General features: G+C 72.2%; 18 protein-coding genes. 4 read left to right on the top strand and 14 right to left on the bottom strand.

Annotated elements, in window-relative coordinates; genetic code table 11:
* The 6 genes from V5D56_RS14770 to uvrC form a co-directional block, all read right to left on the bottom strand.
* On the bottom strand, nucleotides 1–1,200 hold the full coding sequence (locus tag V5D56_RS14770) for a phosphoglycerate kinase (RefSeq protein ID WP_435736052.1): 1,200 nt from the start codon (nucleotides 1,198–1,200) through the stop codon (nucleotides 1–3).
* Nucleotides 1,201–1,359: 159 nt separating this feature from the next.
* The gene (gene gap / locus V5D56_RS14775; protein ID WP_251151132.1) at nucleotides 1,360–2,364 is read right to left on the bottom strand and encodes a type I glyceraldehyde-3-phosphate dehydrogenase; all 1,005 of its coding nucleotides are present in this window, start codon (nucleotides 2,362–2,364) and stop codon (nucleotides 1,360–1,362) included.
* A gap of 379 nt (nucleotides 2,365–2,743) precedes the next feature.
* Nucleotides 2,744–3,724, bottom strand: coding sequence for a DNA-binding protein WhiA (whiA, locus tag V5D56_RS14780; RefSeq protein WP_435736053.1), 981 nt, complete (start codon nucleotides 3,722–3,724; stop codon nucleotides 2,744–2,746).
* A 112-nt stretch (nucleotides 3,725–3,836) separates the two neighbouring features.
* Nucleotides 3,837–4,802, bottom strand: coding sequence for a gluconeogenesis factor YvcK family protein (locus V5D56_RS14785; RefSeq protein ID WP_435736054.1), 966 nt, complete (start codon nucleotides 4,800–4,802; stop codon nucleotides 3,837–3,839).
* Nucleotides 4,803–4,809: 7 nt separating this feature from the next.
* Complete coding sequence (gene rapZ / locus V5D56_RS14790) at nucleotides 4,810–5,748, bottom strand: RNase adapter RapZ (RefSeq protein ID WP_435736055.1); 939 nt, start codon at nucleotides 5,746–5,748, stop codon at nucleotides 4,810–4,812.
* Between the two features lie 20 nt (nucleotides 5,749–5,768).
* Complete coding sequence (gene uvrC, locus V5D56_RS14795; protein WP_435736056.1) at nucleotides 5,769–7,943, bottom strand: excinuclease ABC subunit UvrC; 2,175 nt, start codon at nucleotides 7,941–7,943, stop codon at nucleotides 5,769–5,771.
* An 85-nt stretch (nucleotides 7,944–8,028) separates the two neighbouring features.
* On the opposite strand from uvrC, the gene V5D56_RS14800 reads away from it, so the two are divergent.
* On the top strand, nucleotides 8,029–8,514 hold the full coding sequence (locus V5D56_RS14800) for an OsmC family protein (RefSeq protein WP_435736057.1): 486 nt from the start codon (nucleotides 8,029–8,031) through the stop codon (nucleotides 8,512–8,514).
* 6 nt (nucleotides 8,515–8,520) lie between these two features.
* Here V5D56_RS14800 and uvrA read toward each other — a convergent pair whose 3' ends face one another.
* Nucleotides 8,521–11,514 carry an excinuclease ABC subunit UvrA gene (uvrA, locus tag V5D56_RS14805; RefSeq protein WP_435736058.1) on the bottom strand — a complete coding sequence of 998 codons (2,994 nt, stop codon included), beginning with the start codon at nucleotides 11,512–11,514 and terminating at the stop codon, nucleotides 8,521–8,523.
* Nucleotides 11,515–11,717: 203 nt separating this feature from the next.
* On the opposite strand from uvrA, the gene V5D56_RS14810 reads away from it, so the two are divergent.
* Nucleotides 11,718–12,431: an MBL fold metallo-hydrolase gene (locus tag V5D56_RS14810; RefSeq protein WP_435736059.1), complete on the top strand. Its 714-nt coding sequence runs from the start codon at nucleotides 11,718–11,720 to the stop codon at nucleotides 12,429–12,431.
* A gap of 15 nt (nucleotides 12,432–12,446) precedes the next feature.
* On the opposite strand, the gene V5D56_RS14815 is transcribed toward V5D56_RS14810, so the two are convergent.
* Nucleotides 12,447–13,190 (bottom strand): Type 1 glutamine amidotransferase-like domain-containing protein, encoded by a 744-nt coding sequence (locus V5D56_RS14815; RefSeq protein ID WP_435736060.1) that lies wholly within the window; start codon nucleotides 13,188–13,190, stop codon nucleotides 12,447–12,449.
* A 148-nt stretch (nucleotides 13,191–13,338) separates the two neighbouring features.
* On the opposite strand from V5D56_RS14815, the gene V5D56_RS14820 reads away from it, so the two are divergent.
* A complete protein-coding gene (locus V5D56_RS14820; protein ID WP_435736061.1) occupies nucleotides 13,339–13,638 on the top strand; it encodes a YciI family protein in 300 nt (99 codons plus the stop codon).
* 4 nt (nucleotides 13,639–13,642) lie between these two features.
* Here V5D56_RS14820 and V5D56_RS14825 read toward each other — a convergent pair whose 3' ends face one another.
* The 6 genes from V5D56_RS14825 to V5D56_RS14850 all read right to left on the bottom strand — a co-directional run bounded on the left by V5D56_RS14825 (nucleotide 13,643) and on the right by V5D56_RS14850 (nucleotide 19,977).
* Nucleotides 13,643–14,749 (bottom strand): TerC family protein, encoded by a 1,107-nt coding sequence (locus V5D56_RS14825; protein WP_435736062.1) that lies wholly within the window; start codon nucleotides 14,747–14,749, stop codon nucleotides 13,643–13,645.
* Entirely contained in the window at nucleotides 14,749–15,753 is a 1,005-nt protein-coding gene (locus V5D56_RS14830) for a TerC family protein (RefSeq protein ID WP_435736063.1), read from the bottom strand. The genes V5D56_RS14825 and V5D56_RS14830 overlap by 1 nt, the downstream gene beginning before the upstream one ends.
* A gap of 264 nt (nucleotides 15,754–16,017) precedes the next feature.
* Nucleotides 16,018–18,126: an excinuclease ABC subunit UvrB gene (uvrB, locus tag V5D56_RS14835; protein WP_435736064.1), complete on the bottom strand. Its 2,109-nt coding sequence runs from the start codon at nucleotides 18,124–18,126 to the stop codon at nucleotides 16,018–16,020.
* An 82-nt stretch (nucleotides 18,127–18,208) separates the two neighbouring features.
* The gene (locus tag V5D56_RS14840; protein ID WP_435736065.1) at nucleotides 18,209–18,826 is read right to left on the bottom strand and encodes a pyroglutamyl-peptidase I; all 618 of its coding nucleotides are present in this window, start codon (nucleotides 18,824–18,826) and stop codon (nucleotides 18,209–18,211) included.
* The gene (gene coaE / locus V5D56_RS14845; protein ID WP_435736066.1) at nucleotides 18,823–19,446 is read right to left on the bottom strand and encodes a dephospho-CoA kinase; all 624 of its coding nucleotides are present in this window, start codon (nucleotides 19,444–19,446) and stop codon (nucleotides 18,823–18,825) included. Before coaE ends, V5D56_RS14840 begins: the two co-directional genes overlap by 4 nt.
* A gap of 45 nt (nucleotides 19,447–19,491) precedes the next feature.
* Nucleotides 19,492–19,977 (bottom strand): MarR family winged helix-turn-helix transcriptional regulator, encoded by a 486-nt coding sequence (locus V5D56_RS14850; protein WP_435736067.1) that lies wholly within the window; start codon nucleotides 19,975–19,977, stop codon nucleotides 19,492–19,494.
* A 167-nt stretch (nucleotides 19,978–20,144) separates the two neighbouring features.
* Between V5D56_RS14850 and V5D56_RS14855 the strand changes: the two genes are divergently transcribed.
* On the top strand, nucleotides 20,145–22,058 hold the full coding sequence (locus V5D56_RS14855; RefSeq protein ID WP_435736068.1) for an ABC transporter ATP-binding protein: 1,914 nt from the start codon (nucleotides 20,145–20,147) through the stop codon (nucleotides 22,056–22,058).
* Nucleotides 22,059–22,155 lie beyond the last annotated feature (97 nt).

Raw genomic sequence — 22,155 nt, forward strand, 5'->3', positions numbered from 1 at the left:
TCAGGCCTCGAGGACCGAGATCCCCGGCAGGTCCTTGCCCTCGAGGAACTCGAGGCTCGCGCCGCCACCGGTGGAGATGTGGCTGAAGCCGGCCTCGTCGAACCCGAGGGTGCGCACGGCCGCTGCGGAGTCGCCGCCGCCGACGATCGTGAACGCGCCCTGCGCGGTCGCGTCGACGAGCGCCTGGGCCACGGCCCGCGTGCCGCCGGCGAACGCGTCGAACTCGAACACACCCATCGGGCCGTTCCACACGACCGTCTTCGCGTCGACGATCTTGCTCGCGAACAGCTCGGCCGACGCCGGGCCGATGTCCAGGCCGATCTTGTCGGCGGGGATCGCGTCGGCGGCGACGACCTCGTGCGGCGAGTCGGCCGCGAACGCGTCCGCCACGACGATGTCGGTCGGCAGGACGATCTCGACGCCGTTCTTCTCGGCGTCCGCGAGGTACCCCTTCACCGTGTCGATCTGGTCGGCCTCGAGCAGCGACTTGCCGACCTGGTGGCCCTGGGCCGCGAGGAACGTGAAGACCATGCCGCCGCCGATGAGCAGGCGGTCGGCCTTGGTGAGCAGGTTGGCGATGACGCCGAGCTTGTCGGAGACCTTCGAGCCGCCGAGCACGACCGCGTACGGCCGCTGCGGGTCCTCGGTCGCGCGCTTGAGGGAGTCGACCTCCTTGAGAACGAGCTCGCCGACGGCGGCGGGCAGCACCTGCGCGACGTCGTAGACGGACGCCTGCTTGCGGTGCACGACCCCGAACCCGTCGGACACGAACGCGTCCGCGAGGCCCGCGAGGTCGTTCGCGAGGGACTGGCGCTCGGTCTCGTCCTTGGACGTCTCGCGCGCGTCGAAGCGGATGTTCTCCAGGAGGGCGACTTCGCCCTCGCCGAGCGCCTCGACGGTCGACTGCGCCGACGCGCCGACGACGTCCTGCGCGAGATGCACCGGGACGCCGAGCAGCTCGCCGAGGCGGGCCGCGACCGGCGCGAGGGAGTACTTCGCGTCCGGCTCGCCCTTGGGGCGGCCGAGGTGCGCCGTGACGATCACCTTCGCGCCGGCGTCGGTGAGCTTCTTCAGCGTGGGCAGGGCGGCGCGGATGCGGCCGTCGTCCGTGATGGTCGTCCCGTCGAGCGGGACGTTGAAGTCCGAGCGGACCAGCACGCGCTTGCCGCGCAGGTCGCCCAGGTCGTCGATGGTCTTCATGCGGTCTCCTACGGTTCGGTCGCCGTCGTGCGGGGCGCCGGCGTCCTGCCGGCGCGGCCCGCACATGAGGACGTCCGCGTGCGCGTCACCGGCCGTGGCCGGGGACGCGCACGCGGACGCATGGTGCTGCTCAGGGCTGGCGCTACGGGAGCGGCAGGGTCAGAGCTTGTCGCCGACCAGCTGGGTCAGCGCGACGAGGCTGTTCGAGTAGCCCCACTCGTTGTCGTACCAAGAGACGACCTTGACCTGGTCGCCGATCACCTTGGTGAGCTTCGAGTCGAAGATGCTCTGGTGGGGGTCGGTGACGATGTCGCTCGAGACGATCTCGTCCTCGACGTAGGACAGGACGCCCTTGAGCGGGCCCTCGGCGGCAGCCTTGACCGCGGCGTTGACCTCCTCGACCGTGACCTCCTTGGAGGCGGTGAAGGTGAGGTCCGTGGCCGAGCCGGTGATCGTCGGCACGCGGAGCGCGAAGCCGTCGAGCTTGCCCTTGAGCTCGGGGAGCACGAGGGAGACGGCCTTGGCGGCACCCGTCGAGGTGGGGACGATGTTCTGCGCGGCGGCACGGGCGCGGCGCAGGTCGCGGTGCGGGCCGTCCTGCAGGTTCTGGTCACCCGTGTAGGCGTGGATCGTGGTCATGAGGCCACGCTCGATGCCGATCGAGTCGTTGAGCGCCTTCGCGAGCGGGGCGAGGCAGTTCGTGGTGCACGACGCGTTGGAGATGATGTGGTGCGCCGCCGGGTCGTACTGGTCCGAGTTGACGCCGACGACGAACGTCGCGTCCTCGTTCTTCGCCGGGGCGGAGATGATGACCTTCTTGGCGCCGCCGTCGATGTGCGCCTTGGCCTTCGTCGCGTCGGTGAAGAAGCCGGTCGACTCGATGACGATGTCGGCGCCCAGCTCGCCCCACGGGAGGTTGGCCGGGTCGCGCTCGGCGAGCGCACGGATCTTCTTGCCGTCGACGATGATGTTCTCGTCGTCGAAGTCCACGCTCAGGGGGAAACGGCCGAGGACCGTGTCGTACTTGAGCAGGTGCGCCAGCGTCTTGTTGTCCGTGAGGTCGTTGACCCCCACGATCTCGATGTCAGCGCCCGACGCCACGATGGCGCGGTAGAAGTTCCGTCCGATACGGCCGAAGCCGTTGATACCGACGCGGATGGTCACAATGCCCTCCTCAGGGCGCGCCGGGTGTACCGACGCACACGGTTGATGCCGAACGATCACGTACGACGGCGTACGCAGGTGGTGATCACGCTCGTGCTCGCTGCCCGATCATCGGCTCAGCACCCGTCGTGCTCGCGGGAACGCCACGGCGACAGCCGGGACCACCCACGCCCACGAGGGGTGTCAGCGAAGGAGCACGTCGTTGTCACCTGACGTACCCGAGCCTATACCAACACCTCTCCATCGTGTGACCTGGATCCCACACTTCGGGACCATGGTCCCGAACGTGCGTGCCGTCTACGGTGCCACGTGTCGCGGGGCGCGCAACAGGACCGGGACCGCGGGCTGCCCGCACCGTCGTGCGCCGAGGTCGGGCCCCTCAGAGGTCGAGGAGCTCGGGGCTCAGGCCGGCCTCGGTGTCGGGGATGCCCAGCTCGGCCGCCTTCTTGTCCGCGGTCGAGAGCAGCCGGCGGATGCGGCCGGCGACGGCGTCCTTGGTCAGCGGCGGGTCGGCGAGCTGGCCGAGCTCCTCGAGGGACGCCTGCTTGTGCGCCAGGCGCAGCTCGCCCGCCTCGCGCAGGTGGTCGGGGAGGTCGGGGCCGAGGATCTCGAAGGCGCGCTCGACGCGGGCGCCCGCCGCCACGGCGGCCCGTGCCGAGCGGCGCAGGTTGGCGTCGTCGAAGTTCGCGAGGCGGTTCGCCGTGCCGCGGACCTCGCGACGCGTGCGCCGCTCCTCCCAGACGAGGACGGCGTCGTGCGCGCCGAGCCGCGTGAGGAGCGCGCTGATCGCGTCGCCGTCGCGGATGACCACACGGTCGATGCCGCGCACCTCGCGCGACTTCGCGGAGATCCCCAGCCGTCGCGCTGCGCCCACGAGCGCGAGCGCGGCCTCGGGGCCGGGGCACGTGACCTCGAGCGCGGACGAGCGTCCCGGCTCCGTGAGCGAGCCGTGCGCGAGGAACGCGCCGCGCCACGCCGCCTCGGACTCCTCGACCCCACCGGAGACGACCTGCGGCGGCAGTCCGCGCACGGGGCGGCCCCGCTGGTCCAGGAGCCCCGTCTGGCGGGCGAGCGACTCGCCGTCGCGCACGACGCGCACCACGTAGCGGCTGCTCTTGCGCAGGCCGCCCGCCGAGACGACGATCAGCTCGCTCGTGTGGCCGTAGACGTCCGCGATGGTCTCGCGCAGGCGCCGGGCGGCGATCGCGGTGTCGAGCTCGGCCTCGATGACGATGCGGCCGGAGATGAGGTGCAGCCCGCCGGAGAAGCGGAGCATCGCCGAGACCTCGGCCTTGCGGCAGGAGGTCTTGTCCACCCGCACCCGTGCCAGCTCGTCCTTCACCTGTGCCGTGAGCGCCATGGCGACATCCTGCCATCGATCGGGGGGCCGGGCGGGCGGTGCCGGAGGCACCCGGCCCCGCTCCGCGGGCCCCGGGAGGCCGCGGGCCGATGTCGCAGCGGCCGGTGTCGGGTCAGCGCGTGCGCGTCCCGACGTCGCCGAGGAAGTCGTCGAAGACGTCGCGGTACGCCGCGGCGAGACGCAGGGCGTCGTGGCGCGCCGTGCCGTCACCGAGCGCGACCTGGCGCAGCAGGAGGCGTGCCCCCATGCGCTGGGCCGCCTCGGCCAGCTGCTCCGTGTCCTCGACCGCGGTCGGGTCCGCGACCACGGCGTCGATCAGGAGCCCTGGCGCGTGCTTGTGCAGCGCCTCCAGGTGGTCGGTCGCCGAGAGCCCGTACGTCTCGCCGGCCTCGCTCGACAGGTTGAGCGTCACGCAGCGGCGTGCGCTCGTCTCGTGCAGCGCGGCGGCGAGCTCGGGGACCAGCAGGTGCGGCATGACCGACGAGAACCACGACCCCGGCCCGAGGACGACCCAGTCCGCGTCCCGCACGGCGGCGACCGCCTCGGGGCACGCCGGCGGGTCGGGCGGCACGAGGCGCAGCTGCTCGATGCGTCCGTGGGTCACCGCGACCCGGCTCTGCCCGACGACGGTCTCGAGCCCGTCCCCCGTCCGGACGTCCGCCTCGATCCCCAGCGGCACGGCCGCCATGGGCAGCACGCGACCACGCGCCCCGAGCAGGCGCCCCACCCAGTCGAGACCGGCGACCGGGTCGTCGAGGAGCTCCCAGAGCGCGACGATGAGCAGGTTCCCCACCGCGTGGTTGTCGAGGTCGCCCTCGGACGTGAACCGGTGCTGCAGGAGCGCGCTCCACGTGCGGCCCCACTCGGAGTCGTCGCACAGCGCCGCGAGCGCCATGCGCAGGTCCCCGGGGGGCAGCACGCCCAGCTCGGTGCGCAGGCGCCCGGACGACCCGCCGTCGTCGGCGACGGTGACGACGGCCGTGAGCCGGTCGGACATGAGCCGCAGCGCCGACAGGCTCGCGGACAGCCCGTGACCGCCGCCGAGCGCGACGACCGCCGGGGACCTCCTCGTGACCACGACGGGCTCACTCCTTCCCGAGGTCGCGTGCCGTGACGGTCACGCGCTGGCCCTGCGCGCGCAGGCGCGCGGCGATCGCCTCGCTGATCGCGACGGAGCGGTGCTTGCCGCCGGTGCACCCGACGGCGATCGTGACGTACCGCTTCTCCTCGCCGAGGTAGCCCGCGAGGACCGGCTCGAGGGCGCTGACGTACCGGTCGACGAACTCGACCGCACCCGGTCGTCCGAGGACGTAGTCGCGCACCGGGACGTCCCGCCCGGTGAGGTGGCGCAGCTCGGTGATCCAGTACGGGTTCGCGAGGAACCGCACGTCGACCACGTGGTCGGCGTCGAGCGGCAGCCCGTACTTGAAGCCGAACGAGACGACGTTGATCCGCAGGGTGTCCGGCGTGCCCTCGGCCACGGCAGAGCGCACCTCGCGCGCGAGGTCGTGCACGTTGAGCTCGGACGTGTCGATGACGACGTCGGCGCGCTCCTCGAGGCTCGCGAGCAGGCGGCGCTCCTCGCCGAGCCCGTCGAGGATGCGCCCCTCCCCCTGCAGCGGGTGCGGGCGGCGCACCTGCTCGTACCTGCGGACGAGGACCTCGTCCGAGGCGTCGAGGAAGAGGATCCGGTAGAAGACGCCGTTCTGGCGCAGGTGGTCGAGGACCTCGACCAGGTCGGTGAAGAACTCGCGTCCGCGCACGTCCACGACGGCGCCGATGCGCTCGAGCGTCGAGCCGGACCGCGTCATGAGGTCGACGAGCGGCACGATCATGCGCGGCGGCAGGTTGTCGACCACGTACCAGTCGAGGTCCTCGAGGACCGCGGCGGCGCGCGAGCGCCCCGCACCGGACATGCCGGTGATGATGAGCACCTCCGGCTCGCGGCGCTCGGGAGCGTGCGTGGCCGCCTCGATCGCCGGGATGCCGCTCGGGACCGTGGTCGGGGAGGGTTCCGGTCTCATGGTCCCAGCATGCCAGCCGGTCACCGGCTGACGATGGCGGCGTCCGTGACCGGTGTGTCCGGGCCGGCGGTGCCGGTGGCCGGGGCGTCGGACCCGGCGTCCGGCGTGTCCGTGCCGGCGTCCGGCGCCGTGGTCGTGCGGCCGTCCGCGAGCGCGGCGACGACGGCCTGCGCCGTGCGTGCTCCCATCCCGGGGACCGTCGCGATCTCCTCGGCGCTCGCGGCGCGCAGCCGCTTGACCGAGCCGAAGTGCTTGAGCAGCGCCGCCTTGCGCGCCGGTCCGAGCCCGGGGACCTCGTCGAGCGCCGAGACCGTCATGCCCTTGCTGCGCTTCTTCCGGTGCTGGCTGATCGCGAACCGGTGGGCCTCGTCGCGCACGCGCTGCAGCAGGTAGAGGCCTTCGGACGAGCGCTGGAGGATCACCGGGTAGTCCTCGCCCGGGAGCCAGACCTCCTCGAGGCGCTTCGCCAGGCCGCACAGCGCGACGTCGTCGACACCCAGCTCGGCGAGCGCGCGGGCGGCGGCCGCGACCTGGGGCGGGCCGCCGTCGACCACGACGAGGTTCGGCGGGTACGCGAAGCGCGCACGCCGGTCCGTCGGGGCGTCGGGGTCGACCTCGCCGCTGCGCGGGACGTAGCCGGCGACGGCTGCTGCACGCTGCGCCTCGCGGTCGGCGGCGTCGCCACCGGCGCCGACGTCGTCGGCCTCGAGGTCCAGCTCCACCTCGCCCGAACGCGACCGGTCCGCGACGTACCTCTTGAACCGGCGCGAGATGACCTCGTGCATCGCCGCGGTGTCGTCGCGTGCGCCGTCGCCCTCGGGCCCGCGGATCGTGAAGTGCCGGTACTCGCTCTTGCGGGCGAGACCGTCCTCGAACACGACCATCGAGGCGACCTGGTAGGTGCCCTGGTTGTGCGAGACGTCGTAGCACTCGATCCGCAGCGGCGCGGTGTCGAGGTCGAGCGCCTCCTGGATCTCGCGCAGCGCCTGGCTGCGGGTCGTGAGGTCGCCCGCGCGGCGCGTGCGGTGCAGCGCGAGCGCGTGCTCGGCGTTGGCCCGGACGGTCGCGGCCAGCTCCTTCTTGTCCCCGCGCTGCGGGACGCGCACGTCGACGCGGGCGCCGCGCAGGCCCGTCAGCCACGTGGTGACCTGGTCCGTGTCGGGCGGCAGGACGGGGACGAGCACCTCGCGCGGCACGACGTCGCGGGCGCCGCCGCGCGCCCCCGCCCCGGTGCGCGCGTCGAGAGCCGCGGCCTCCTCCGCCGCACCGTAGACCTGCTGCAGCAGGTGCTCGACGAGCTCGGCGTCCGTGACGTCCTCGACCTTCTCCACGATCCAGCCACGCTGGCCGCGGATGCGGCCACCGCGGACGTGGAACACCTGGACCGCGGCCTCGAGCTCGTCGCCCGCGAGCGCGAACACGTCCGCGTCCGTCGCGTCGCCGAGCACCACGGCGTTCTTCTCCGTGGCTCGCTGGAGCGCACCCAGGTCGTCGCGCAGGCGCGCCGCGGCCTCGTACTCCATCGCGGCGGCGGCCTCGCGCATCTTGCGCTCGAGGCGCTTGACGAAGCGTTGCGTGTCCCCCGCCATGAAGTCGCAGAAGTCCTCCGCGAGCGCCTTGTGGTCCTCGGGCGTGATGCGCCCGACGCACGGCGCCGAGCACTTGTCGATGTAGCCGAGCAGGCACGGCCGGCCCGTCTGGTGGGCGCGCTTGAAGACCCCCGCCGAGCAGGTGCGCACGGGGAAGACGCGCAGCAGGAGGTCAAGCGTCTCGCGGATCGCCCACGCGTGGCCGTACGGGCCGAAGTAGCGCGTGCCGGGACGCTTCGCGCCGCGCATGACCTGGGCCCGGGGGAACTCCTCCCCCATGGTCACCGCGAGGTACGGGTACGACTTGTCGTCGCGGTACTTGACGTTGAACCGCGGGTCGAACTCCTTGATCCACGTGTACTCGAGCGCGAGAGCCTCGACCTCGGTCCCGACGACGGTCCATTCGACGGACGCCGCCGTGGTGACCATGGTCTGGGTGCGGTGGTGGAGGTTGGCGACGTCCTGGAAGTAGCTCGACAGCCGGGAGCGCAGGTTCTTCGCCTTGCCGACGTAGATGACGCGGCCGTGCTCGTCCCGGAACCGGTAGACGCCGGGCGAGGTGGGGATCTCCCCCGGCGCAGGGCGGTACGTCGCGGGGTCAGCCATGGTCTCCAGCGTAGGTCAGCGCACCGACAGCGAGCGGTCCGGTGCGCTGGGTGTGATCCCTGTCACCGGCCGCTAGGGTGACGCCATGAGCGCACAGCACGGCTACGCCGCGACGGTCCGCTGGACCGGCGCCGGCACGAGGGGCACGAGCTCCTACACCTCGTACGACCGGGACCACGACGTGCTCCTCGACGGGCGCCCGCCCCTGCCCGGGTCCGCCGACCCCGCGTTCCGCGGGGACCCGACGCGGTACAGCCCCGAGGAGCTGTTCGTCGTCAGCCTGTCCCAGTGCCACATGCTCTGGTTCCTGCACCTCGCCGCGGCGGCGGGCGTCGTCGTGCGCGAGTACGTCGACGACGTCACCGGCACGATGCGCGTCGAGTCCGGCGGCGAGGGCCAGTTCACCGACGTGACGCTGCACCCGCGCGTCGTGGTCGACGACGGCCCGGGCACCGACGACGAGGCTCTCGCCGTCCTGCACCACCGCGCGCACGATCACTGCTTCATCGCGCGCTCGGTGAACTTCCGCGTCCTCGTCGAGCCGGCACCGGCACGTCGCGCCGTGGCCTGACGGGCGTCAGGCCGCCGAGGCCTTGCGCCGGGTGGTGCTCCGACCGGGACCGGGCTCGTCGGTCGCCCGGCGGGCCCGCGAGGACCTGCCCTTGGCCTTGGTGGCGGCCGGCGTCGGGTCGGCCTGGTCCTGCGCCGGTGCGCCGACCGGCACGTCGGGGTGCTCGTCGAGGATCTCCGCGAGGAACCGCCCGGTGTGGCTCGCGGCGACCCGCGCGACCTGCTCGGGCGTGCCCTGCGCGACGACCTTCCCGCCGCCCGAGCCGCCCTCGGGCCCCATGTCGACGACCCAGTCGGCGCTCTTGATGACGTCGAGGTTGTGCTCGATGACAAGGACGGAGTTGCCCTTGTCGACGAGCGACTGCAGGACTCCGAGCAGCTTGCGGATGTCCTCGAAGTGCAGGCCCGTCGTGGGTTCGTCGAGGACGTAGATCGTGCGCCCCGTCGAGCGCTTCTGCAGCTCGCTCGCGAGCTTCACGCGCTGCGCCTCACCGCCCGAGAGCGTCGGGGCGGGCTGGCCCAGCCGGACGTAGCCGAGCCCGACCTCGACGAGCGTCTTGAGGTGGCGCGAGATCGCCGGGACCGCGGCGAAGAACTCCGCGGCCTCCTCGATCGGCATGTCCAGCACGTCCGCGACCGTCTTGCCCTTGAAGTGCACCTCGAGCGTCTCGCGGTTGTACCGCGCGCCGTGGCACACCTCGCACGGGACGTAGACGTCCGGGAGGAAGTTCATCTCGATCTTCAGCGTGCCGTCGCCCGAGCAGGCCTCGCAGCGCCCGCCCTTGACGTTGAACGAGAAGCGGCCCGGCGTGTAGCCGCGGACCTTGGCCTCGGTGGTCTCGGCGAAGAGCTTGCGGACGTGGTCCCACACGCCCGTGTACGTCGCCGGGTTCGAACGCGGCGTGCGCCCGATCGGGCCCTGGTCGACGTGCACGACCTTGTCCAGGTGGTCGAGCCCGGTGACGCGCGTGTGCCGCCCGGCCACCTGACGGGCGCCGTTGAGCTCGTTCGCGAGCACCGTGTAGAGGATCGAGTTGACCAGGGTCGACTTGCCCGACCCCGACACGCCCGTCACGGCCGTGAACGTCCCGAGCGGGAAGCTCACGTCGATGCCCGTGAGGTTGTGCTCGCGCGCGCCGACGACCGTGATCTGCCGGTCCGGGTCCGTCGGCCGTCGCTCGGCGGGCAGCGGGATGCTCCGCCGCCCGGACAGGTAGGCGCCCGTGACCGACTCCGGCGCCTCGAGCAGCCCGGCGTAGTCGCCTGAGTGCACGACGCGACCGCCGTGCTCGCCCGCACCCGGGCCGATGTCGACGATCCAGTCCGCCGTACGGATGGTGTCCTCGTCGTGCTCGACGACGATGAGCGTGTTCCCGAGGTCGCGCAGGCGCGTGAGCGTCTCGATGAGGCGGCGGTTGTCGCGCTGGTGGAGGCCGATGCTCGGTTCGTCGAGCACGTAGAGGACGCCGACGAGACCGGAGCCGATCTGCGTCGCGAGCCGGATGCGCTGCGCCTCTCCTCCGGACAGCGTCGCCGCCGGGCGCTCGAGCGAGAGGTAGTCCAGGCCGACGTCGAGCAGGAAGCCGAGGCGGGCGTCGATCTCCTTGAGGACCTCCGTGGCGATCGCGCGCTCGCGCTGCCCGAGCTCCAGCGAGCCGAGGAACTGCGCGGCCTCGCGCAGCGGGAGCCGGCACACGTCCCAGATCGACTTCCCGCCGACCTTGACCGCGAGCACCTCGGGCTTGAGGCGCGCGCCGCGGCACACGGGGCACGGCACCTCGCGCATGTACGCCTCGTACTTCTCCTTCGACCAGTCCGACTCGGTCTCGGAGTGACGACGCTCGAGGAACGTGATGACGCCCTCGAAGCCCGTCGAGTACTGCCGCTCGCGGCCCCACCGGTTCTTGTACCGGACGTGGACCTCGTGGTTCTGCCCGTGCAGGACGGCCTTCTTCGCACGCTCGGGCAGCGCCCGCCACGGCGTGTCCATGGAGAAGCCGAGATCGTCGGCGAGCGCCGTCAGGACGCGCTCGAAGTACTCGGACGAGACCTGCGCCCACGGCGCGACGGCGCCCTCGGCCAGCGACTTCTCCTCGTCCGGGATGACGAGGTCCGGGTCCACCTCGAGGCGGAAGCCGATGCCCGTGCACTCGGGGCACGCGCCGTAGGGCGCGTTGAAGGAGAACGTGCGCGGCTCGACCTCGTCGAGAGCGAGCTCGTGGTCGTTGGGGCACGCGCGCTTCTCCGAGAAGCGGCGCTCGCGAGCGGGGTCGTCGGCCTCGGCGTCCACCAGCTCGACGACGACGAGCCCGCCCGCGAGGCCGAGCGCCGTCTCGACGGAGTCGGTGAGCCGGCGCTGCACGCCGTCGCGCGCGACGAGCCGGTCCACGACCACCTCGATGTCGTGCTTGAGCTTCTTCTCGAGCGCCGGCGGGTCGGTGAGCGTGCGGACCTCGCCGTCGACGCGCGCGCGGGCGAAGCCCTTGGCCTGCAGCTCCTTGAAGAGCTCGGAGTACTCCCCCTTGCGACCGCGCACGACCGGCGCGAGCACCTGGTAGCGCGTGCCCTCGGGCAGCTCGAGCAGGCGGTCGACGATCTGCTGCGGCGTCTGGGCGGTCACCCGCTCGCCGCACACCGGGCAGTGCTGGGTGCCCGCGCGCGAGAAGAGCAGGCGCAGGTAGTCGTAGACCTCGGTGATGGTGCCCACCGTCGACCGGGGGTTGCGGTTGGTCGACTTCTGGTCGATCGAGACCGCGGGCGACAGCCCTTCGATGAAGTCGACGTCCGGCTTGTCCATCTGCCCGAGGAACTGCCGGGCGTACGCGGACAGGGACTCGACGTACCGCCGCTGGCCCTCGGCGAAGATCGTGTCGAACGCGAGCGACGACTTCCCGGACCCCGACAGGCCGGTGAAGACGATGAGCTGGTCGCGCGGGAGGTCGAGGTCGACGTCGCGGAGGTTGTGCTCGCGGGCACCGGAGATGACGAGGCGATTGCTCACCGAAGAATGGTACGACCGACCACCGACACTCGCACAGATGTTCGACGGCTCTTCTCCGGATCCGCACCGATCGGTCCCCGAAGGTCCATGCGCTGCGGCCCGACGACGCGGCAGTTCCGCACCCGACGCTCGCCCGCGCATCACGACCGACAGCGCGCCGTCGCGCCGGACCGCCACGACCGTGCGCGAGGCAGACTGTGGCCATGACGTACACGGGCGAGGTCGTGGTGGGAGGGCCGTCGGACGTCCGCCGGCTCGACGACCTGGAGATCCGCAAGGCGGCGGTCGGGCCGATGGCGAACGACGCGTACCTCCTCACGTGCCGGCACACCGGCGACCAGGTCCTCGTCGACGCGGCCGCGGAGCCGCGCCGGCTGCTCTCGCTCCTCGCCGAGGCGTCGGTCGACGGGGCCCCGGCAGGGCGCCTGACGACCGTCGTCACGACCCATCGTCACCACGACCACGTCGGGGCGCTGGCAGACGTGGTCGCCGCGACGCACGCCGCCCTCGCGGTCGGGGACGCCGACGCCGACGCGGTCACGGCCGCCACCGGAGTGCCCGCCGACCGGAGGTTGCGCCACGGGGACAGGGTCGCCGTCGGGCGGTCGCTCCTCGAGGTGGTGGCGCTGCGTGGTCACACCCCGGGGTCGGTGGCGCTCGCCTACCGCGAGCCCCTGCACGCGCACGAGGGCGTCGGCGGTCGCGTGCACCTGTTCACCGGTGACTCGCTCTTCCCCGGCGGTGTCGGGAACACCGACCACGACCCGGAGCGGTTCGCCCAGCTCCTCGGTGACGTCACGGAGCGCGTCTTCGACCGGTTCGGCGACGACACGTGGGTCTACCCCGGGCACGGCGCCGACACGACGCTCGGCTCGGAGCGCCCGCACCTCGCCGCGTGGCGCGCCCGCGGCTGGTGAGTCGGTGCGGGCGTGTCAGCGGGCCCCGCGCAGCACCCGTGGCTCGAGGCGGGCCTCGACCGCCGTCGACGCGCCGTCGGCGTCCTCCTCGCGCCGTACCTCCCACGCCCCGGCGCCACGGATCTCGGTGACCGCCTCCACGAGGTGCCCGTCCCGGTAGACGAGGCCCACGCCGTCGTCCGTCGCGTACGACGTCGGCAGCGTCCCCTGCGCGACCAGCCGCTGCAGGAGCGGGCGACGACCGGGCTCCGCGTCGTGGTGGACGCCGTTGCCGAACGGCACGAACGCGAGGGCGTCGGTGACCGGCCGCAGCTCGGGCCCGAACGAGTCGGTCGTGCCGCCCACGTGCCAGCACAGCGACCCGGCGCTGATGCCGGCGAGCACGACGCCGCTCTCCCCCACCGCGCGCAGGATCTCGGGCAGGCCGTGCGCCCGCCAGACCGCGAGGAGGTTGACGACCGAGCCGCCCCCGACCCAGACGACGTCCTGCTCGCGCAGGAAGGCCTCCACGTCGTCCACGTTCGGCATGCTGAACAGGGAGAGGTGGGACATCCGGACCCCGGCGACGCGCGCGGCCTCGTCGAGCTCGGCGTGGAACCACGACTGGTCGCCGCCGGCCGTCCCGACGTGACAGACGCGCGGCGTGCCCTCGACGCCGGCGAGCTCGGCCGCGTGGTGCACCAGCGGCCCGAGCGCGACGCGCGTCCGGTGTCCGGGCGCGTACCCGCCCGACGTGGCGAGGATCGTGAGGTCGCTCATGCCCCGCGACACTAGGAGCGACGAGTTCCCGGCGCCACGACATTGCGGTCGACGTCGCGGCGGCGGCGCGGCGGCGTCAACGCCGGCGTCGCGAGCGGTCCCTCGGACGGCTGTCCGCGCCGGTGCGGAGCCCTGCTTCAATGGCGCCATGCCGATCCACGTCGTGACCTACGTCTACCCCGACCGTCCCGCCGAGCTGGACGCGGTCCGGGCCGAGCACCGGGCCTTCCTCCGCGGGCTGCACGAGCAGGGGACGCTCCTCGCGTCGGGGCCGCTGCCCGCGACGCAGGACGAGGTTGCCGGCGCGCTCCTCGTGCTCGACGCCGGGTCGCCGGCCGCTGTGGCCGAGATCCTCGACGCCGACCCGTTCGCGCTCGCCGGCCTGGTGGCCGAGCGCACGGTGCGTCCGTGGTCGCCCGTGATCGGGGACTGGGCGCACCGCGCCTGACGCGTTACGGCGCGTCGCGCGGCGCCGGGGCGTCCCCGACGGCGGTCGCGTCGACCGGCTCGGCCTCCACGCCGGACCCGCTCTCGACCGCCGAGGCGTCCGCCGCCGCGTCGGTGACGTCGTCCCGCGCCGCGACCGCGCCCTGCGCACGCGTGCGCAGGAGGCTCGCGACGGTGGTCACGAGGAGCGCGCCGACGATCACGACGAGCGAGAGCCAGATCGGGACCGTCGGCACGCCGTCGAGGTGCTCGCCGCCGTTGATGAACGGCACGGTGTTCTCGTGCAGCGCCTCCAGCACGAGCTTGACCCCGATGAACCCGAGGATCACCGCGAGCCCGATCGGCAGGTAGACCAGCCGCTCGAGCAGCCCGCCGAGCAAGAAATACAGCTGGCGCAGACCCATGAGGGCGAAGACGTTCGTCGTGAAGACGATGAACGGGTCCTGGGTCAGCCCGAAGATGGCCGGGATCGAGTCGAACGCGAAGAGCAGGTCGGTGCTGCCGATCGCCAGGAAGACGACGACGAGCGGCGTGAAGACCTTGCGGCCGTCCTCCACCGTGCGCAGGCGGCCGCCGTCGTACTGCGTGCCGATCGGCAGCACGCGACGCAGGAGACGGACCGCACGGTTCTCGTGGTACTCCTCCGTCTCGTCACCACCGGTGACGAGCTTGATCGCGGTGTACACGAGGAAGGCGCCGAACAGGTAGAACACCCAGACGAACTGCTCGAGGACGGCCGCGCCCGCGAGGATGAACGCGCCGCGGAGCACCAGGGCGACGATGATCCCCACCATGAGCACGCGCTGCTGCTGCTCCTTGGGCACCGCGAACCTCGCCATGATGATGACGAAGACGAAGAGGTTGTCGACCGACAGGCTGTACTCCGTGAGCCAGCCCGCGTAGAACTCCCCGGCGGGAGCCGCTCCCCCGATCGCGCCGACGATCGCCCCGAAGGCGAGCGCGAGCGCGACGTAGAACCCGACCCACAGCGCGCTCTCGCGCATCGAGGGGATGTGCGGGCGCCGACCGACGACGAACAGGTCGACGAGGAGGAGGACGCCGAGCGCCGACAGCGACGCCCACTCGAACCAGAGCGGGAGCTCGTGGACCATCAAGAACCTTCCTGGATGCGCGAGTCCTCACGGCGACGGTCGGCGTTCGACCGGGCCAGGCTCGCGACGGTGGTGATCGTCAGGACGACGAGGATGAAGCCCAGCGAGACGGGCGTGGAGATCTCGGGGATGGCGGTGATGTGCTCGCCGCCGTTGATGAAGGGCACCTCGTTGGTGTGCATGGCGTGGATGACGAGCTTGATGCCGATGAACCCGAGGATCGCCGCGAGGCCGTAGTTGAGGTAGACGAGGCGGTCGAGGAGGCCGTCGATGAGGAAGTAGAGCTGCCGCAGGCCGAGCAGCGAGAACGCGTTCGCGGCGAAGACCAGGTAGGTCTCCTGCGTCAGGCCGAAGATCGCCGGGATCGAGTCGACGGCGAAGAGCAGGTCGGCGCTGCCGATCGCGATCATGACGATGAGCATCGGCGTGATGAACCGCTTGCCGTCGATCTTCGTCGTCATGCGGTCCTCGACGAACGTGTCCGTCGTCGGGAACAGCCGACGCGTGAGGCGCAGGACCGCGTTCTCCGAGAACTCCTCGTCATGACCTGTGCCGGATCGCGCCTGCGCGACCGCGGTCCAGATGAGGAAGGCGCCGAAGATGTAGAAGACCCAGGCCCAGTTCTCGATGACGGCCGCACCCAGGAGGATGAAGATGGTGCGCAGGACCAGCGCGATGGTGATCCCGATGAGCAGGACCTTCTGCTGGTACAGCCTCGGGACGCGGAAGCTGGTCATGATGAGGACGAACACGAAGAGGTTGTCGACCGACAGGCTCTTCTCGGTGATGTACCCGGCGAAGTACTCGCCGCCGTACGTGCCGCCCCAGACGACCCAGACGATGACGCCGAACACGAGCGCGACGGCGACGTAGGCGATGGACCACCGCGTGGCCTCGCGCAGGCTGGGGGCGTGGGGTGTTCGGACATGACCGACGTAGTCGACGGCGAGCATCGCGAGGATGACGCCGACGGTGACGATCCAGACCCAGACGGGGACGTCCATGCAGGGAACCTCCGGTACGTAGCACTGAGTACCGAAGGTCTCTTCCGCCACGCAGCGCACGACCGCGGAGAACGGTGCGGAGGCTGCGGGACCGGTGACACCGGACCGACGACTGCGCCGGTCGTGATGACGACATCACCGCGGAGGAATACTCCCCTTCAACGAGGAGCCAGCATAGGTCATGCTGGCTCACCAGGGCACAACGTCGTCACCGGGCGAGATCATCCGCCGACCGACGGGCGGCCCTCTCCCGGCACGCGGAGCTCAGGCGGTCGCGGCCTGCATCTGTCGCAGCTCCTTCTTGAGCCCGGAGATCTCGTCGCGCAGGCGCGCCGCGAGCTCGAACTGGAGCTCCCCGGCCGCGGCGTGCATCTGGTCGCTGAGCTCCTGGATGAGCTCGGCCAGGTCGCTCGCCGCGGCACCCGCGAGGCGGTTGCCCGACGTCGCGCCCTCCTTGGGCCCGCCCGGGACCGGAGCCTTGCCCTTGCTGCCCTTGCCCGGCTGGCGGAAGCCGCCCGCGAGCAGCTCGGCCGTGTCGACGTCCTCGCGCGCGAGCATGTCGGTCACGTCGGAGATGCGCTTGCGCAGCGGCGTGGGGTCGATGCCGTGCTCGAGGTTGTACGCGACCTGCTTCTCGCGCCGCCGGTCCGTCTCCTCGATCGCCGCCGCCATCGCCGCGGTGATCCGGTCCGCGTACATGTGCACCTGGCCCGAGACGTTGCGGGCCGCGCGACCGATCGTCTGGATGAGCGACGTCGGGGAGCGCAGGAAGCCCTCCTTGTCGGCGTCGAGGATCGCGACGAGGGAGACCTCGGGCAGGTCGAGGCCCTCGCGCAGGAGGTTGATGCCGACGAGCACGTCGTACTGGCCGAGGCGCAGCTCGCGCAGCAGCTCGACGCGACGCAGGGTGTCGACCTCGGAGTGCAGGTACCGCACCCGGACGTCCTTCTCGAGCAGGTAGTCCGTCAGGTCCTCGGCCATCTTCTTCGTGAGGGTCGTGACGAGCACGCGCTCGTTGCGGTCCGCGCGCTCGCGGATCTCGTGCAGGAGATCGTCGATCTGGCCCGTGGTGGGCTTGACCACGACCTCCGGATCGACCAGGCCGGTCGGCCGGATGATCTGCTCGACCACGCCGTCGGACATCGACAGCTCGTACGAGCCCGGGGTCGCGGACAGGTAGACCGTCTGGCCGATCCGCTCGACGAACTCCTCCCACCGCAGCGGACGGTTGTCCATCGCGCTGGGTAGCCGGAAGCCGTGGTCGACGAGGCTGCGCTTGCGCGACATGTCACCCTCGAACATCGCGCCGATCTGCGGGACGGTCACGTGCGACTCGTCGATGACGAGGAGGAAGTCCTCGGGGAAGTAGTCGAGCAGCGTGTTGGGCGGTGTGCCCTGCACGCGGCCGTCGATGTGGCGCGAGTAGTTCTCGATGCCGGAGCACGTGCCGATCTGGCGCATCATCTCGATGTCGTACGTGGTGCGCATGCGCAGACGCTGCGCCTCGAGCAGCTTGTTCTGCTGCTCGAGCTCCGCGAGGCGTTCGGTGAGCTCCGCCTCGATGGACGAGATGGCGCGCTCCATGCGCTCCGGCCCGGCGACGTAGTGCGTCGCGGGGAAGACGTGGATCGAGGGCTCGGACCGCACGACGTCGCCCGTCAGCGGGTGCAGCGTCTGGATCGACTCGATCTCGTCGCCGAAGAACTCGATCCGGATCGCCAGCTCCTCGTACACCGGGATGATCTCGACCGTGTCGCCGCGGACGCGGAACGTGCCGCGCGTGAACGCCAGGTCGTTGCGCGTGTACTGCATGGTGACGAACTGGCGCAGGAGGTCGTCGCGCTCGACCTCCATGCCGACGTCGAGCCGCACCATGCGGTCCACGTACTCCTGGGGCGTGCCCAGGCCGTAGATGCACGACACGGAGGCGACGACCACGACGTCGCGCCGTGTCAGCAGCGAGCTCGTCGCCGAGTGCCGCAGGCGCTCGACCTCGTCGTTGATCGACGAGTCCTTCTCGATGTACGTGTCCGTCTGCGCGATGTACGCCTCGGGCTGGTAGTAGTCGTAGTACGAGACGAAGTACTCGACCGCGTTGTTGGGCAGGAGCTCGCGGAACTCCGTGGCGAGCTGCGCGGCGAGCGTCTTGTTCGGCGCCATGACGAGCGTCGGGCGCTGCAGCTCCTCGACGAGCCACGCCGTCGTCGCGGACTTCCCCGTCCCGGTCGCGCCGAGCAGGACCACGTCCTTCTCCCCTGCCCGGACACGGCCGGCGAGGTCGGCGATCGCGGTGGGCTGGTCCCCCGAGGGCTGGAACTCCGAGATCACCTCGAAGGGCGCGGCGGTTCGCTGCAGGTCGGTCACGGGGCGCATGGCATCCACCGTACGACCCGCCACCCACACCCACACGCGGCGTCAGCGCAGGGCTGAAGGGCGGTCGCCGATCGGTGACCGGTCAGGACTCGGTGCCCGCCGCGAGGACCGGCTCGCGCGCGCCCGCGAGCGCCGCCCGCGCCACGACGGCCACCGCGCGCACCTGGTCGTCGACCGCGAGGACGTCCTCGGACGGCACGTGGACGAAGCCCGCACGCAGACCGGGCGCAGAGGACGCGTGGTGCATGAGGCGGTAGAACGTCGCGTTGCACACGTAGGTCCCGGCCGTGTTCGAGACCTCGACGGGCAGTCCCGCGTCCCGCAGGGCGGCGAGCGCGCCCTTGAGCGGCAGTCCCGACCAGTACGCCGCCGGGCCGTCGGCCACGACCGGCTCGTCGACGGGCGCGACGCCCGCGTTGTCGGGGATCCGCGCGTCGACCACGTCGATCGCGACGCGCTCCAGCCGCACCGACCGCGACCCGCCCGCCAGTCCGAGGGCGACCACGACGGTCGGCGCGTGCTCCCGGATCGCCTCCTCGAGGACCGGCCACGCGCCATCGAACGTGCACGGGAGGCGGACGGCGACGACGTCGTCGCCCACGAGCTCACGCCCACGGGCCGCGAGCGCCCGCGCGGTCTCCCACGACGGGTTGGTGTCGTCGCCGCCGAACGGCTCGAACCCGCTGACCAGGACCGTCACGCGTCGGCCTCGCTCTCCTCGTCGAGCTCCGTGCAGACCTTGGCCCAGAGGTCGTCGACCTGCGTGCGCAGCGCCTCGGGCGTCCCGCTCCCGTCGAGCGTGACGTCCGCGACCGCGAGGCGTGCGGCGTCGTCGGCCTGGGCTCCGATCCGGGCGGCGGCCTCGACGGGGTCGAGGCCGCGGGTCGCGAGCCGGTCGGCCCGCAGGTCGGCCGGCGCGTGCACCACGACCACGAGGTGGAACCGCGCGGGGTCGCCGGTCTCGACGAGCAGCGGGATGTCGTGCACGACGACGGCGCGCGGGTCGGCCGCGGCGGCGGCGGCCTCGTGCTCCGCGGCCAGCCGGCGCACCTCCGGGTGCACCACCGCGTTGAGGCGCTCGCGCGCCGCGTCGTCGGCGAAGACGATGCGGGCGAGCGCGGGTCGGTCGAGCGTCCCGTCCGCGGCGAGGACCTGCGGGCCGAACGCCTCGACGACCTCGTCGAGGCCGACCGTCCCCGGTGCGACCGCCTCGCGCGACAGGACGTCGTAGTCGATCACCACGGCGCCCAGCTCGGCGAAGCGTGCGAGGGCGACGGACTTGCCTGCCGCGATGCCTCCGGTCAACCCGATGCGGAACATGGGCCCCATCCTGCCAGCCGTGCCCGCGGGACACCGCGCGAACGGTCAGGCGCCGGGCTCGCCCGAGACCGCCCGCAGGAGCCGCAGGAGCTCTCGCCGGTCCGCCGCGTCGAGGCGCGCGAGCAGCGTGCCGGCGCTGCTCGACCGCTCCGCGCCCACCTGCGCCACGACGTCGCGTCCCCGGGGGGTGAGCTCGACGAGGGTCGCACGGCGGTCGTGCGGGTCGGGCGTGCGCCGCACGAGCCCGGCGGCCTCGGCGTCGTCGACCTTGGACGTCACCGACCGTGGGGCGACGTCGAGCGCGGCCGCGACCGCGCCCAGCCGGCACGGACCGTCGCAGCGCGCGAGGTGCCGCAGCATCCGGAACTGTCCGGGGGTCGTCCCGGCCGGCTCGAGACGCTCGCTCGCCTCGCGGCGTACGGTGCGCAGGGCGGCGTGCAGCAGGGACAGGAACTCCCCCGCCTCGTCCTCGCTGGCGGCGCCGCGCGCAGCGGCCCCGGGCGCGGGGCGCTCGACGTCATGATCGGTCACGAGCCGAGCGTACCCGCCAGCAGGCCTCTTGTATCCCACCCTCATAGTGAGTTAGACTCAGCATCATTGTGCGCGAGAGGCCCCGCCCCCACGAGGTGCCCGCGCCCGCCGGCCGGCGACCCACGCCGCCGCGGACGACCAGCGCTCCCTACCCCACGGGAGGCCAGATGACGTACCCCACTTCCTTCTCCGGACCCGGCTCCGGCGGCGGGCGCGGCATGCGCTCGTTCCGCCAGGACTCCAGCGTCGCCCACCGGCGGCTCCACCGCGGCACCGTGCGCCGCGTCCTCACCTTCGCGCGCCCCTACCGGCGGCAGCTCGGCGTGTTCCTCGCGCTCATCTCCCTCGACGCCGCCGCCGGCGCCGTCACCCCGCTCCTGTTCCAGCGGATCATCGACGACGGGATCGTCGAGGGACGCGTCGACGTCGTCGTGACGTTCGCCCTCGTCGCCGCCGGTCTCGCGATCCTCTCCGGCGGGCTGGGCGTCGTCCAGCGCTGGTTCTCCTCGCGCATCGGCGAGGGCCTCATCGTCGACCTGCGCACGGCCGTCTTCGACCACGTCCAGCGCATGCCGCTCGCGTTCTTCGCCCGTACGCGGACCGGCGCGCTCGTGCAGCGCCTCAACGGTGACGTGCTCGGCGCGCAGCAGGCGTTCACGTCGACGCTGTCGAACGTGTTCTCCAACCTGCTCACCGTCGTCTTCGTGCTCGCCGCGATGCTCTCGATGTCGTGGCAGCTCACGCTCCTCGCGCTGACGCTGCTGCCCGCGTTCGTCCTGCCCGCCCGCTGGGTGGGCAAGCGGCTCGCCGCGATCACGCGCGAGAGCTACGAGCTCAACGCCGAGGCGGCCCAGACGATGAACGAGCGGTTCAACGTCGCCGGCGCGCACCTCGTCAAGGTGTTCGGCGACCCCGAGCGCGAGTCCGAGCGCTTCGCGTCGCAGGCGGGCCGCGTGCGCGACATCGGCGTCAAGCAGGCGATGTACGGGACCGTGTTCCGCGTCGGCCTGACCGTCGTCGCGTCCGTCGCGGTCGCGATCGTCTACGGGCTCGGTGGCGTCATGGCGATCGGCGGGTCCCTGACCGTCGGCACCGTCGTGGCGCTCACCGCCTACCTCGGCCGGCTCTACGGGCCGCTGACGGCGATGTCGAACGTCCAGGTCGACGTCATGACGGCGCTCGTCAGCTTCGAGCGCGTCCTGGAGGTCCTCGACCTCGAGCCCACGGTCGTCGACGCCCCCGACGCCGACGACCTGTCCGCCGACGTCGCGCTCCACGGCGCGAGCCTCGAGCTCGACGGCGTCCGGTTCCGCTACCCGTCGGCGTCCGAGGTCTCCCTCGCGTCGCTCGAGTCCGTCGCGGTCGACGGCGTGGATCCGACGACCGACACGCTGACGGACGTCTCGTTCTCCGTCCCGGCCGGCGCGATGGTCGCGCTCGTCGGCGCGTCCGGCGCCGGCAAGACGACCGTCTCCCAGCTCGTCACGCGCATGTACGACCCGACGGCGGGTGCCGTGCGCATCGCCGGCCGCGACCTGCGCGACGTCACGCAGGAGAGCCTGCACGACGCCGTCGGCGTGGTCACGCAGGAGGCCCACCTCTTCCACGACACGATCGCCGAGAACCTGCGCTACGCCAAGCAGGACGCGACCGACGCCGAGATCGAGGCCGCGCTGCGCCGGGCGCACGTGTGGGACGTCGTCGCCGCCCTGCCGTCCGGCATCGAGACGGTCGTCGGCGACCGCGGCTACCGCATGTCCGGCGGCGAGCGGCAGCGCCTCGCGATCGCGCGCGTCTTCCTCAAGGCGCCCGACGTCGTCGTGCTCGACGAGGCCACGGCACACCTCGACTCCGGCTCCGAGGCCGCGGTCCAGGCCGCGCTCGCGGAGGCGCTGCGCGGGCGCACGTCCCTCGTCATCGCCCACCGCCTGTCGACCGTGCGCGAGGCCGACCTCATCGTCGTGCTCGACGCGGGGCGGGTCGTGGAGACCGGGACGCACGCCGAGCTGCTCGCCCGCCAGGGCCGGTACGCCGAGCTCTACCGCACGCAGTTCGCGAACTCGCCCGTCACCGTCGGCTGAGCGTCGCCGACCCGGCCGGTCGCCCGCCGAGCATGCCCTGGCGACCGCCGAGACACGGCGAAGGCCCGCCACCCCGAGGGGTGACGGGCCTTCGTGC

The organism is Cellulosimicrobium sp. PMB13 (genome assembly GCF_051294865.1).
Classification (GTDB): Bacteria; Actinomycetota; Actinomycetes; order Actinomycetales; family Cellulomonadaceae; genus Cellulosimicrobium.